General features: G+C 48.9%; 10 protein-coding genes and 1 pseudogene. 8 read left to right on the top strand and 3 right to left on the bottom strand.

Annotated features, from left to right (window positions below):
• Both TY09_RS18735 and TY09_RS07110 read left to right on the top strand, forming a co-directional pair.
• Positions 1 to 265: hypothetical protein (locus tag TY09_RS18735; RefSeq protein WP_207640407.1), on the top strand; the 265-nt coding region annotated here is incomplete at its 5' end.
• Position 266: 1 nt separating this feature from the next.
• Positions 267 to 1,154, top strand: coding sequence for a LysR family transcriptional regulator (locus tag TY09_RS07110; RefSeq protein ID WP_042432460.1), 888 nt, complete (start codon positions 267 to 269; stop codon positions 1,152 to 1,154).
• A gap of 264 nt (positions 1,155 to 1,418) precedes the next feature.
• On the opposite strand, the gene TY09_RS18290 is transcribed toward TY09_RS07110, so the two are convergent.
• On the bottom strand, positions 1,419 to 1,793 hold the full coding sequence (locus TY09_RS18290) for a hypothetical protein (protein WP_147584631.1): 375 nt from the start codon (positions 1,791 to 1,793) through the stop codon (positions 1,419 to 1,421).
• A 187-nt stretch (positions 1,794 to 1,980) separates the two neighbouring features.
• On the opposite strand from TY09_RS18290, the gene TY09_RS07105 reads away from it, so the two are divergent.
• The 3 genes from TY09_RS07105 (at position 1,981) to TY09_RS07095 (ending at position 9,174) form a co-directional block, all read left to right on the top strand.
• Complete coding sequence (locus TY09_RS07105; protein WP_042432457.1) at positions 1,981 to 6,774, top strand: cytidyltransferase; 4,794 nt, start codon at positions 1,981 to 1,983, stop codon at positions 6,772 to 6,774.
• Between the two features lie 78 nt (positions 6,775 to 6,852).
• Positions 6,853 to 8,091 carry a lactate dehydrogenase gene (locus tag TY09_RS07100; protein ID WP_042432454.1) on the top strand — a complete coding sequence of 413 codons (1,239 nt, stop codon included), beginning with the start codon at positions 6,853 to 6,855 and terminating at the stop codon, positions 8,089 to 8,091.
• Between the two features lie 24 nt (positions 8,092 to 8,115).
• The gene (locus tag TY09_RS07095) at positions 8,116 to 9,174 is read left to right on the top strand and encodes a flavodoxin family protein (RefSeq protein WP_035317346.1); all 1,059 of its coding nucleotides are present in this window, start codon (positions 8,116 to 8,118) and stop codon (positions 9,172 to 9,174) included.
• Positions 9,175 to 9,288: 114 nt separating this feature from the next.
• Here TY09_RS07095 and TY09_RS18810 read toward each other — a convergent pair.
• Positions 9,289 to 9,429, bottom strand: a pseudogene (locus tag TY09_RS18810) (IS200/IS605 family transposase); the annotation flags it as partial.
• Between TY09_RS18810 and TY09_RS18805 the strand changes: the two are divergent.
• A complete protein-coding gene (locus TY09_RS18805; protein ID WP_326520100.1) occupies positions 9,423 to 9,641 on the top strand; it encodes a type II toxin-antitoxin system RelE/ParE family toxin in 219 nt (72 codons plus the stop codon). The pseudogene TY09_RS18810 and the gene TY09_RS18805 sit on opposite strands and share 7 nt — an antisense overlap.
• 52 nt (positions 9,642 to 9,693) lie before the next feature.
• Positions 9,694 to 9,984 (top strand): helix-turn-helix domain-containing protein, encoded by a 291-nt coding sequence (locus TY09_RS07090; RefSeq protein WP_009066765.1) that lies wholly within the window; start codon positions 9,694 to 9,696, stop codon positions 9,982 to 9,984.
• A gap of 699 nt (positions 9,985 to 10,683) precedes the next feature.
• Here the strand turns inward: TY09_RS07090 and TY09_RS07085 are convergent.
• Positions 10,684 to 11,814, bottom strand: coding sequence for a YibE/F family protein (locus TY09_RS07085; protein ID WP_042432451.1), 1,131 nt, complete (start codon positions 11,812 to 11,814; stop codon positions 10,684 to 10,686).
• 266 nt (positions 11,815 to 12,080) lie between these two features.
• Here TY09_RS07085 and TY09_RS07080 point away from each other — a divergent pair, with 266 nt between their 5' ends.
• Positions 12,081 to 13,271 (top strand): YibE/F family protein, encoded by a 1,191-nt coding sequence (locus tag TY09_RS07080; protein WP_042432449.1) that lies wholly within the window; start codon positions 12,081 to 12,083, stop codon positions 13,269 to 13,271.
• The last annotated feature ends 85 nt before the right edge of the window (positions 13,272 to 13,356 follow it).

Genomic DNA, 13,356 nt, shown 5'->3' with positions numbered 1-13,356 from the left:
AAACATGATTAGTCTCATCTGCCGAAATCCTTTTGGTGGAGCAAAAGCATCTGGAATTCATCATGTTATAATAACCTTACAGTGCAAGCCAAAGCAAAAGCTTCGGGCGCTTGGGAGAACATTGAAACATGATAAGCCTCATCTGCCGAAATCCTTTGGTAGAGCAAAAGCATCCGGAATTCATCATGTTATAATAACCTTACAGCGCAAGCCGAAGCGCCTGAGAGCTATTGTCTTGCAGCGTGGCGGAAGGGAAGTGTTATAAAATGACACTGTTACAATTACAGTATTTCAAAGCGTTGGCACAAATACTTCACTATACCAAAGCGGCCAAAGAGCTGCATATCGCTCAGCCCAGCCTGAGCTACTCGATCAATGAACTGGAGAAGGAGCTTGGCGTGAAGCTCTTTGACAAAGAAAACCGGAAAATTCGGTTAACAGCGTATGGAGAACAATTCCTTACTTATGTGGAAAAGATTTTGGCATTGTTGGACGAGAGTGTCAGTGTTCTTCAGCAGATGGCGGGTTCTGCATTGCAGGTGGTCAACCTGGGGTACTTTCACTCTATCTCGACCTCTTTGATTCCCTCCATCATGGCGGGAATATACAGCCAGGAGGAAAATCGCGGGGTACGGTTCCAGTTCCTCGAGGCTACTTCCTTTGATATTTTTTCACAGCTGAAAAATGGAAAGCTGGATTTGGCCTTTTGTATGCACCGGGATGAGAATGTCGAGTCAATCGCCATCATGAAGCAGCCGCTCTATTTAACGGTACCCAACAATCACCCGCTGGCGGAGCGCAGCTTTGTCACCTTTGAAGAATTTTCTCAGGAGCCCATCGTTATGCTCGAAAAATCCAGCAGCCTGCGCGCCCAGATGGATCAGATTTTCGCACAGCACGAAATCATTCCAAACGTGGTATTCGAAGTGCGGGAATGCAATGCGGCACTTCAATATGTGGCGCTGCGATTTGGGATTTCGGTGCTACCACAGGTTCCGGCGATGGAAAACGAAAAGGTGTCGGTCATCCCTATCATGGACGATCATCAGGCCTTTGTGAGAACGGTATATCTTTCTTGGGCAAAGAACCGTCCCCTTTCGCCTGCTGCTCTGAGGGTAAAAAATTACATAGTGGAACACTATGCCACGCCTTGACAGTAAAAAGCGAAAGCGGGAGTACCCGACATTCATGTCATAACTGTACCTGTCTGCCCAATATGTCAGAGCATTGTATAACTCGCGGCTTTTCTGACCCGTCTTTGATAATAAAAAAACAGCCATGGAAGCGCATTCTTCCATGGCTGACGTTGGCGGATTGAGCGGTGTAAAATCGCAATCTATCTACGGTGCAGCAGTAAATGATTATGATTTATTAAAAAAACAAGTCGAACAAAATGTCCGACTTGTTTTTTTAATAAGTCAAAACGATAAAATGTTTTTTTCATTTCTGCCAACTTCTTTGCAATAATAAGCGAATGGCTTTCCATTATAAGAAAGTCCCAAAGCACCGTACAAAGAGACAGCCGATTTTATGGATTGGTGGCTATGAACAGTAAAACTTGATTTGAAGCTTTCCTCATTAACAGAAATATTAGGAAAATCAAGATGAAGTCGAGATAGATTCTTTTGGAATTTTGTGCCGACATTGTCAAGACGTTGTGTCAAGAAAATCCAAAGTCCAAACAGGCATTTAAAAACTACCGCTAAAATCAGAAATTGGAAACGGCTCTGTAAAGTATCTTTCCGTTGGGCGCGCAGCTGAATGCTGACAAAGCGGTGTTTTGGAAGCAGCAATCAGAAGCGTATCCGAGCCCGCTCTAATACAGGATTGTTCTCAATTTTCATTGATCCTTACTCCCTTTTCAATCCGCAAGAACTATGCTACAATGAAAAAATGCAGCCGCGCCCCAATGGACGCGTATTTTCAGTTTATTCGCATGTTTTTATTCTCTCTTACGGCAAGAGAAAGGTGGGTCACTCCATGTATGACAAACCGATTCGTCAGGTAAACCGCGAGATTACCGAGACTTTGGTCTCTCTCCGACTGGCTGTGCTTCCTAACCGAAAAACCACCCTGGATCAATTCAAAAATCCTGACTGGATCGAGGGACTGACCGCTCTGTTTCCCATTCGGGAACGGCTCCGCTGCACCCATGTGCTGGATTTGTGCACCCCGGTGCTCAGTCAGCTGTGCCCCAACGCACCAGAGGAAGGCTGGCTCCGTTTTTCTTATCAATATATCTGCAGTCTGATGTTCCCGGAAAACGGGTTTGCGCCAAAAGCCGGCCTATATGCCCAGGGGGCCCGTATCTACCTGACCATTCTTCAAATTCTTCTGGATTATGAGCGTGCCGCCCTCCCTTTCGACCCAATGCTGGATTTTCAGTTCCTGTCGGAAGAGGAATACAGCCGCTGCGGCAACGCCAAAGAATACCGCCGCCTGATGAATGCCTGGCGGGAGGAATATCTCTACGAGCTGATGCGCCTTGGGATGGAGGTCACTCCCTATAAAACCCTAAGCCATATCGCCGGCGTCCACTACGTCGCTATGATCGCCGCCCGCGGACTAAAGGAAGCGGGGGTGGAAGTGGACTTGTCCCTGATTTCCGGAGCCGCCGCAACCCACGACTTTGGAAAATTCGGCTGCCGCCCCGGCGAGCGGGTCCCCTATCTGCACTACTACTATACCGACCAGTGGCTCCTTGCCCGAAAGATGGACGGGATCAGCCACATCGCCTCCAACCACTCCACCTGGGATCTGGAGCTGGAGTCCCTGTCGGTGGAATCCCTGCTTTTGATCTACGCGGATTTTCGCTCCAAGCAAATCCGGGACGCGGACGGCAAAGAGGCTATTGTTCTTTACTCGCTGGATGAGTCGTATCAGGTGATATTATCCAAGCTGGAAAATGTGGACCGGAATAAACGCAGGCGGTATGAATTTGTCTATGGAAAGCTCCACGACTTCGAGGACTATATGCGCAGCCTTGGAGTGGATATCGATCTGACAGGACATCCGCAGCCTTCCACTCCTCACAAGGACCCCGCCCTGATGAGCCCGGAGGAGACGCTGAACAGCCTGATCCTTTTGTCGGTGGATCACAACGTGCGGCTGATGCATATGCTGTCCAACGAGCAAAAGTTCGGCAATATCATCGAGGAAGCGCGTTCCGCCAAAAGCTGGCAGCAGCTGCGGGCCTACCTCAACGTTTTTGAGGAATATTTTACCTATCTGTCCGTTCGGCAGAAAACGCAGGCACTGTCTTTTCTGTATGAACTGCTGGTTCACCGCGAGGGCGATATCCGACGCCAGGCCGGCAGCCTGATCGGCCAGCTGATTGCCCGCTTTTATCTGGTTTACCGCAAAGAGATTCCCGCCGACGCTCAGAATGACCCGGCGGAAGAAGTCCCCTTCACCCTGTGGGCGCAATATCTGGATCGAATCATTTTTCCGGACCATAAGACCACTCCCCAAGAGCGTTCTCACATCAGCTATGCTTTAAAGCTGGTGGTCGGAGCCATGCTCGATTACGCCCGGCCCGGAGATGTGCCCCGTTTTTTAGGCGCCCTGCTGAACTACTATGACAAGCCGGAGGGAATCGTCCCCGATACCGCCTTCACTCTGCTGGACGCTATCCGGTATCTGCCCCCCCGATATTATGGGGAGGAAACGCGAAGCAAACTGATTGATTTTGCCGCCTATTTTGCCGCTTCCGGAGAATTGCGGCTGATCATCGCCGCTCTGGAGTTTCTGCGGGAAGCCGAACGTTCCCTTTCCCGCAGCCACCCACAGATGGCCCACATTGTTCAGGTCGCCCGGAATTTGGAATCGAATCAGCTGACTACCATCTTCCTTCAGTACAAGATTCTTCGCCGGGCCGGAGAGGATGTCACCGCCCTCGAGCATACCCTGTACCACATGGACATCACCAGCGAGGTCTTTTTGGATAATCTGAAAATCGCCACTCCCTGGGTAGTCAAGGTGGCCGGTGTAGAGCTTTTGCGGGACCAGGTGGAACACGGTCTGAAAACGCATACGCTTCATATTGCCACCCACTTCTCCAATCTGGTAAAGGTATCTGAACGGGTGGTGGTCCGGCACACTGCCGGCTCCGCCCTGGTGCGTACTCTGCCAATCCTGCGCCGGGATCAACGCAACGAGGTAGTTGTAGAACTGGGCAAGGGTCTGGAAATGGGCCAGTACGAAATTTCCAAATACATCCCTGAATATTTGGGCAAGACCGCCCTATACCTCTACCCGGAAGAACTGGATGAGCAGGTGCTGTGGCTGAAGGGGCTTCTGGGTTCCCCCAGCAACTCTGCCGTTTCCGGTGCGCTGAACACCATCGGGGTGCTGCTTCAGCACTATCCCGCCTATCGGGAACGATTTTCCGAGTCGGAGTCCGCCTATGAAGCCCGGCGGCAGGAGCTGCTTGGCCTGCTGCTTCAGGGGCTGGCTCATTACCGGGAAGAAGTGCATCAGGAAGCCTTGCTGGTCATTGGCAAGCTGCTGTTCGAATCTTCCGTGCTGAACATGGAAGAAAAAGGGCGGCTGTTTTCCCTGTGTTACCGCAAACTGCTCTTCCTGATGCAGGAGGTACCGGGCCACAACAGCCTGACCTTCTTCTACCGGGCTGCCGCCCTCGCCCATATCAACCGCTTTATTGCTGTGCGGCGGCTGGACCATGGTCCTTTCTCCTTTGACACGCCCCGGAATATTGCTTTTTTCCCCGGTACCTTCGATCCTTTTACTCTGTCTCATAAAGGCATTGTCCACGCCATTCGGGATATGGGGTTTGAAGTCTATCTGGCGGTAGACGAGTTCTCCTGGTCTAAAAAGGCCCAGCCCCATCTGATCCGCCGGCAGATCGTCAATTTGTCAGTGGCCGGGGATTTTCATGTTCACCTGTTCCCGGACGACATTCCGGTCAACATTGCCAATCCCGCCGACCTGCGGCGGCTGACGGAGCTGTTCCCAAAGCAGCAGGTTTATGTAGTAGTGGGGAGCGACGTGGTGCTCAACGCCTCCTCCTACCGGGCCCAGCCGGCCCCTTATTCCATCCATCAGATGAACCATATTATCTTCCGCCGGGCAGGGGAAGCCGAGCTGCCCCGCAGCCTGCCCATCACCGGCAAGGTCATCCAGCTGCAGCTGCCTCCCCATCTGGAGGACATCAGCTCAACCCGCATCCGGGAGAACGTGGATCTCAACCGGGATATCTCTACCTTTACTGACCCGGTCATTCAGGACTTTATCTATCAAAACGGCCTCTATCTTCGAGACACGCCAGACAAACCCCTCCTCTATGCCGGGGATCTGGAATTTCAGTGGATCGATACCCCTTCCCCGGCCCTTCTGATCAGCCTGACTGCCGGGCAGCCGGACGGAGAAGCGGTTTGCGCCGCGATCATCCGCCGGCAGGATCGCATCCTGCTGCTGCGCCGCACCGGACACCAGAAGCATCTGGGCTTTGTCAGCTACCGCCTTTTAACGACCTCTCAGCTGTTCGCCGCACTGGAGGACCACGAGCTGGCCAACCGGATTCGTCTTCGTTCCGCCGGCAACGTGCTTTTCATCACCACCCTGAGCGCCGATACCTCTGAACGGCACAAGGATTACGGTCAGCTTCTTCTCAGTGAGCTGCTTGCCCGGGCGCTGGAGGAGGAGTGCGTCTACGCTGTTTTCCGCCCCCACGACGGCCACATGTCCCCCCCTTTGGAGGACGCGCTGTCCCGACAGGGCTTTGTCTCGCGAGAGGGAGACGCCCCGATCCGGGAGGTGGATATGCATGCCCCCACGGTGCTCATTCAAAACCTGGAAACCACGATTCAGGAGCCGTTGTGCCGCAATTCCCGGGTGCTGTCCTCCATTCGCCGGGGCCACGAGCAGCTTCAGCGCGCCCTGACCGGGCTGTATCCGGGCTCTTTGGTTCTGACGCTGTCTGCCGACATCATTCACCACCGGCTGCTGGAGAAGATCACCGCCTACAACAACGTACCTTCCACGTCCACCACTCCGCGGACACTCGGCGAAAATATGTGTGTGCCTTTCGGCAAGCTGCTCCGGGGCAAAAGCGTTCCGAACACGGTGACCAAAACCGTTCACACTGACAGGGTATTTTCTCCCGATCTGACCGAGACTACCATCGAGGCTTTCCCCTATTACGCCTCCATTCCCTGCCAGATTCGCACCATCAAATCCTTTAACCGGCCGGTGATTCTGGTAGACGACCTGATGCACCCCGGCCTTCGTATGGGGGTGCTGGATCCCATCCTGCGCGAGGAGGGCGTTCCCATCCGCATGGTGCTGGTGGGCGTGCTGTCGGGCTATGGCAAGGATCTGATGCATTCCTGGGATCGGCCGATCGACAGCGTATACTTCCTGCCCCGGCTGCGGCAGTGGTTTGTAGAATCCACTTTGTATCCCTTCATCGGCGGCAACACGATCCGCAGGCCCAGCTTCCCGGTTCCCGGCCTGCTGCCGGGCATCAACCACATTCTGCCCTACGCGGCCCCTTCCAATCTGTCTGAGTGCGGTCGGGATGCGGTGTTCCAGCTGTCCCGAACCTGCCTGGAGGCCGCCCACGACGTCATCTCTACTTTAGAGCAGGAATACCGGATTCTCTATGGCCGCAATTTGACTCTGTCCCGACTGCCGGAGGCGGTCATCCTGCCCCTGTGCCCCGACAAGGGCACTTGTCTGAGCTACGACCCCAACCTGTCCGCTTCCGTTTATCTGGAAAACGATCTGGAGCAGCTGCTGCGTGAATATCAATAAATCATGCTGCACGCAGAGGATTGTTCTCCGCTTTTCGTGTCTGTTTGTCCACAATTCATTTTTCTGGAAGGTGATGCTATGTATTACTATAGTTACAAGGGCGCTCATCTGGTGTCTCTCACCCCTCTGGACGGCTTCGGCCCGCCCATTGCTCCGGTGACGGAGGGAAGGCTCTTTGCTCCGGTTCCCGGGGACGCGGTTTTGGACAGAGGTTCTTTCCGTATCGGCCATCCGGGACAGCTGCTGGCCCCCCATGGGCTGGAGGTGCTGGACGCCTCTCGTCTGACCGAGGCAGAAGTCGACGACCCTACCCTGGCCGCCATCGCCGAGGGCCGGCTCACCGCGGTCAACACGGGCCGTCCCGGATGGGAAGAATTGCTCACCGCCGCCCCGAAATCTGGCAAGCGGCGGGTCAATCTGCTGGCCATCGGGGATGTAGGCTCCACTTTGCTCACCGGGTTGAAGCTGCTGGGAGGGGACGTCATCTCTTCCATCGGTATCTGCGATCTGTCGGATCAGATCACTGCCCGCTGGGAATTCGAGATGGGTCAGGTCGCGCTACCCTGGGATTACGACGCCCTGCCCGAGGTGGAGATCGTCTCCCCCGACCACATCTTCGACTGTGATGTGTTTGTCTTTGTGGCTTCGAAAGGCATTCCTCCGGTGGGGTCTCAGGTCAAGGACGTACGCATGGCCCAGTTCGAGGCGAACGCCTCTATTGTGAAGCATTATGCCAGAATGGCCCGCGATGCCCGATTCCAGGGCCTGTGGTGCGCCGTGTCCGATCCGGTGGATTCCCTGGCCAAAACCGCCTATTTGGAAAGCAACCGCGATGAATCCGGCGTGTGGGACGGCAAAGGTCTGCGCCCCGAACAGATTCAGGGCTTTGGCCTTGGTGTAATGAATGCCCGGGCCGCCTACTATGCCAAGCGGGATGCACGGTTGTCTTCCTTTCTGTCGGAGGGGCGTTCCTTTGGCCCCCACGGCACCGGGCTTTTCATTGCCAACTCTATCCAGAACTATGACGAGGCGCTGTCTCAGGAGCTGACGCATCTCACCGTGACGGCGAATTTAAAGATGCGTGAGCTGGGCTTTAAGCCTTATGTGGCTCCCGCCCTGTCCTCCGGCGCTTTATCCCTGTTGCTCGCCCTGCGGGGGGAGTGGCACTGCGGCTCTGTTTTTTTGGACGGCATTTATATGGGTGTGAAGAACCGCTTTACCACCGCCGGCATCGAAACCGAATTGCTGCCCCATATGCCGGACGCCCTGTTCGGCCATATTCGTGAGGCGGCGCAGCATCTGAAAGAGATTTTATAACTGTTTGAGAAGAAGGTTAATGGAATGTCCCTGATAGTAGTCTGTCCTTATCCGGACGCCCAGGGAGCAGACATGCGTCTGGACGGAATTTTACATCATGCCCTGGAGGGGCGGGAGACCCGCACTTTGCGCCGGGCGGAGGATCTGATCGATCTGGCCGGCGAGCGTCTCCTTTTCGCCTTACCCCTTGGGGATACCGGCACAAATATAGAGTATGTCAAACTGCTGGCTCGCCTGCGCCGAGAGCCCGGGCTGCTGGAGGGCTGCACGGCCGGATTGATCGTAGACGGAACCTCCCCTTTCTATACCAAGTCGGCGGCGGCAGAATTGGCTCTAGCAGCCAATCTGGCCGGCTGTGCGTTTTTGGGCCGCCCACTGGTAGAGGGTACCGGTTCCCTCGTCAACTTTAAGGTTCAGGCCAAGCAGCTGAATACTGATTTTCTGGGAGCCTACCGCGCGGCCGCACGGGAACTGGCCGACCGATTGGAGCGGGAAATCTTCCCCAAGCCGGAGAAACCGGAACTTTTGGTGCTCCACGCCTCCAGCCACCATACCTCCAACACCCTGGCGCTGTGGGAGGAAGTCAGGTCCCGCCTTGGCGACGCGTTCACTGTGACCGAAATCGGGCTGCGCAACGGCACCCTCTCAGACTGCTCGGGCTGCCCCTACACCATGTGCCTCCACTTTGGCGAACGAGGGGGCTGCTTCTACGGCGGCGTGATGCAGGATGAGGTCTACCCCGCCGTTCGCCGGTGTGCCGGGGTAGTGATGCTCTGTCCCAATTATAATGACGCGCTGTCCGCCAACCTGACCGCTTTTATCAACCGTCTTACCGCCCTGTTTCGCCAGACACGCTTTTACGATAAGGCGCTTTTCTCCATTGTGGTATCCGGCTACTCCGGGGGCGATATCGTAGCCCGGCAACTGATTGCCGGACTGAATATGAACAAGTCGTTCTTTCTCCCCGGCCGGTTTTCCATGCTGGAGACGGCCAACGACCCCGGCGAAGCTTTGGCCCTGCCAGGGATCGGAGAGCGGCTGGATGAATTTGCGGCCCGAATCCGCAGCACCCTGCTGGATTAATTTATTACAATAAAATACCACCGACTAGCCGGTGGTATTTTAGAAGCGGGTATAACCCGCTATTACTGGTAGCCATTGCAATGACTGGTACGGTCTGACATTTGCAATGGCTTGTTACTTGTTGCCCTTAAAAGGGTCCTGATATTCTCTAGATGTCAATTGATCCTCTAGCTTATCTTCTTCCAGTTAATTTTGGATGTATTCTACTATTCTTTTTGCATTCTTTCCAACCGTATCTACATAAGAAAATGCGCACTAAAATGTTAAGAACAATTTCAATACTGGCCGATAATGGAACTGAACTCAGGGAACCTTATTCTAAGCCTTTGGGTGATTGTATTTTCGAATTACGTGCTAAGGCTGGTTCAGATATTTCCCGCGTTTTATATTTCTTTTTTGTTGAACGGCGAGTGATTATTACGAACGGATTCGTTAAAAAACACAGAAAACATTTCCTGCTGAAATAGAACGAGCAAAACAGTACCGTGCCGGATACCTGAAGAGAAAGAGGCTTAAAGCATGAACACCAATTTTAACGATTTTTTAAAGGATCAGCTGAGCGATCCGGAAATAAAGGCTGAATATGATGCATTAGAGCCTGAATTTGCGATGATTCAGGCAATGATTGATGCGCGGAAAGGCACTGGTATTACTCAAAAACAGCTTGCTGAAATAACTGGTATCGCACAAGGTGATATTAGCAAGCTCGAAAACGGGAACGCAAACCCGTCTTTAAGGACGCTCCAACGGCTTGCAGCTGGTATGGGTATGAAATTGAAGATAGAGTTTGTACCAACCACAAATAAATAAAGAAAAATCAAAGGCAGTCACCCAATTTGTGACTGCCTTTTTAGTTTTATTAATAATACCAGCTAGAATACAAAATGAATTCGGATAGTTTATCGACCGATATCAGAACCACCTTACCTCTTCGCCTCTACAAACCATCGATCCTCTATTAATTAGATTTGATATCATTGTTCAAAAGTGTAATCTTGACTTTTAATGTAAATAATATTATAATGCACTCAAACGCAAATGAATATCGTTTGCATTTGAGTGCTTAGTTTTTTTGCCCATACCAAGATAGGCAGGTCAATTATACAAATGATTTTATCTATATAGAGATAGATTTTAATAAGGTCAAAATTGAAATTTACAACAGTTGCAACTTATTTACTGAAATTCAATTATTTATTCATTTTACTAATATTATATTGCCGGTGAAAATGTTAGGAACAAATGAGAAAAGAAAGACATAGATTCGATCCTGCCCACTCAGTGGAAACAATTCTTAAGATCCTCTATAGCTTTGTTTTTTGTGTCTATGCTTTTTTTGTTGAACACACCTGTACGCGTATCGCAAATATAATGATTTAGATATTGGGGTTTATAAAAAAACTGCTTGACAGAAGAATAGCCTTTCTGTCAAGGCAGTTTATATTTTTATGTTATGTGAGAAGAAAAAATGATTTTCTCCATCAATTGATTAATTAAAAGTCTTAACCTTTATCTGCTTTTTGACAACGTTACGGTGGAAAGTAATACTGCTACAGGAATTGTGGCCAATAAGCTTAAACTTCCAGTAAGTGATTGTAAGAATTCATAGATAATCTCTTCCTTATTCAACAAACTAATCAGCGGATAGTTAGATGCAGAGTACATGAGCACCGTAATAAGAGATCCCCCTATATAAGCAAGAACCAAAGTACTGGTCATTGTTCCCATTACATCCCGTCCAATTGAAAATCCTGATTGTATCAGCGCTCCAGCAGAAATGTAAGAATCATTGGCTTTCAATTCCCATAGTGGAGATATAATGGACATAGAGACATCCATAACAGCCCCTAAAGCTCCTATAGTGATCATTGAAAACAAGATCGCTTTCACACTTACATTCTCAATCCCTAACAACGTTTCCAACATGAAAGCCTCATCATTTATATATCCAGTGAGTTTCATTGTTTTATCCATAATAAAAGTGATAAAACCAGAGGCCAAAACACCTACAATGCAACTAAAAGCGGCTGTGATGCTTTTTTGATTAATCCCATAGACTATCGCATATGTTGTGGCAATAATGTACAGGCAGGTAAGTCCACAAGAAATATACACGTTATATCCAGCACGAACAAAAGGAATAAATAGATAGAAAATAGATAAACAGGTGAACCCCAGTGCCAGCAGTGTACGAAAACCTTTACTTCCGCCCATTAGCAGGATAAGCACTGTAAATACGGCTCCGAGTATTATGATTTTGTCCAATCGATAATAATACTGAAACAAATATATATCGCCATAAGACAAAAGGGCTACTTTTTCACCAATAGAGATTGGGATAGATTGCTTATCATCGCTGCTAATGATCTGCTTAGCCTGTACGACTTCATTCTTGTGTTCTTCTCCTTCAAAAATTTTAGCGGTAAAAACGATTTCTATTTGGCCTGGATTTTGTACATTTTCGTTAGATGATTCAATAGAAACAACTTGACCATAGAGCATGGAATCTATTTCCGTTTCTTTATCATAAATGATCCCTGACTGGATTTTATCTGCTGCATATTGATGCCCATAATAAATAGTCATTACTGCTAAAATACATATTATTATGTACTCAAAGCAAATTGCAATTTTTTTCATATTACCTCCAAAAAGAGTGCTTGTCTTTGGTGTGTTTTATAAACCTATGATTCATTGCAACAAAATATGATTAATGTACAAATGCAACCTACGTACTAAGCAGAAAACAATATGAAGTCTGATTAATAACTATAGAATCAAAAACGTTGTAAAAGTATTGAAATGAAAGCTATATTCTATGGTGAGGCTGGTAGAACCATCTGAATATGTATACCAGAAATAAAATGCTTGTATAGAAATCTATTAGAGAAAAGGAGTGCGTTTTAATGAATAGAAAGAAAAAACACAGATTTTACATAAAAGGTGCTGTCATATGGATATCAGTGGTGTTTTTCTCTATTGTAGCAATATTAATTGGCAATCACATTGTTACGAAAGACTTTTCATTATTCAGTGAATCAGGTGAAGAAGTTGCTAAGGGACAGGTAATTGATATACTCGATCGATCATCTGTTGAATCGCCGTTTGGCGAAACGGCGAGTTCTACAAACACAATCATTCGTTTTACCTGTAAGATTAAAAACGGGCTTTATAAAGATCAGGTAGTTGATGCACAACAATCAATTGACAGTATGTATAGTGGAAGTGAGTTGATAAAGGAAGTAGAGCCAGGAGATAGTATTATGCTTTTCAAAACAGACCCATCAGATCCCTCTATCACCGCCTGGCAGTTCGGGGACTATTATCGTTTTGATAAAATTGTGATTTTAGGAATGATATTTGCAGGACTGGTTTTACTGATCGGGCGAGGGAAAGGTATTAACACCCTACTTTCACTGACTTTTACCTTTCTATTTGTTTTTCTGGTTTTTGTGCCATCTGTTATGAATGGTTTTAACGCTTATATCGGTGCTGCAATTACCTGCTTCTACACTATTGTCATGACTTTGGTATTAATTAACGGAATCAGTAAAAAAACACTTGCAACTATGATTGGTTGTGTATCAGGAATCATCTTTGCCTCTATCGCTACTAATATCATGAGCAAAATACTTCTTCTCACAGGATTTGTAGATGAACACTCCGTCTATTTAATTTTTCTCAATCCGGACAAGCCAATTGATCTTACTGCAATCATTTTTGCAGCGATTATCATTGGTGCAATGGGCGCTATTATGGATGTAGCTATGGATATTTCCTCTTCGCTTTTCGAATTATGCGAACATGCTCCTAATATCACATTTCAAAAATTACTAAAAAGCGGTATGCGTATAGGGCGTGATATCATGGGTACCATGGCAAACACACTGGTATTGGCCTATATCGGAAGCTCTTTATCAAGCATTATATTACTGCTTACTTATTCTAATTCCATCATGCACCTTTTGAACCGAGAGGTAATCATTGTTGAGTTTTTACAAGCGTTAATCGGCAGTTTGGCTATCATGCTTACAATTCCATTTACGGTATTTACCTGTGGACTTATCTATCTCCGGAGAAAAGAAGAAAACTCCTGATGATAACCTTTCAGAAATTTATAGCTTACCTGGATTGAAACACATTCGTTTGTGCCCGTATAAAATTCATTCGGCATCATCAGCA

The organism is Faecalispora jeddahensis, from assembly GCF_000577335.1.
Taxonomy (GTDB): Bacteria; Bacillota; Clostridia; order Oscillospirales; family Acutalibacteraceae; genus Faecalispora; species Faecalispora jeddahensis.
This window is presented reverse-complemented; position numbering and strand designations above follow the sequence as displayed.

Coding starts and splice junctions, on each gene's coding strand:
- TY09_RS07110 (WP_042432460.1), top strand. CDS start 267: ATGACACTGTTACAATTACAGTATTTCAAAGCGTTGGCACAAATACTT.
- TY09_RS07105 (WP_042432457.1), top strand. CDS start 1,981: ATGTATGACAAACCGATTCGTCAGGTAAACCGCGAGATTACCGAGACT.
- TY09_RS07100 (WP_042432454.1), top strand. CDS start 6,853: ATGTATTACTATAGTTACAAGGGCGCTCATCTGGTGTCTCTCACCCCT.
- TY09_RS07095 (WP_035317346.1), top strand. CDS start 8,116: ATGTCCCTGATAGTAGTCTGTCCTTATCCGGACGCCCAGGGAGCAGAC.
- TY09_RS18805 (WP_326520100.1), top strand. CDS start 9,423: ATGCGCACTAAAATGTTAAGAACAATTTCAATACTGGCCGATAATGGA.
- TY09_RS07090 (WP_009066765.1), top strand. CDS start 9,694: ATGAACACCAATTTTAACGATTTTTTAAAGGATCAGCTGAGCGATCCG.
- TY09_RS07085 (WP_042432451.1), bottom strand. CDS start 11,814: ATGAAAAAAATTGCAATTTGCTTTGAGTACATAATAATATGTATTTTA.
- TY09_RS07080 (WP_042432449.1), top strand. CDS start 12,081: ATGAATAGAAAGAAAAAACACAGATTTTACATAAAAGGTGCTGTCATA.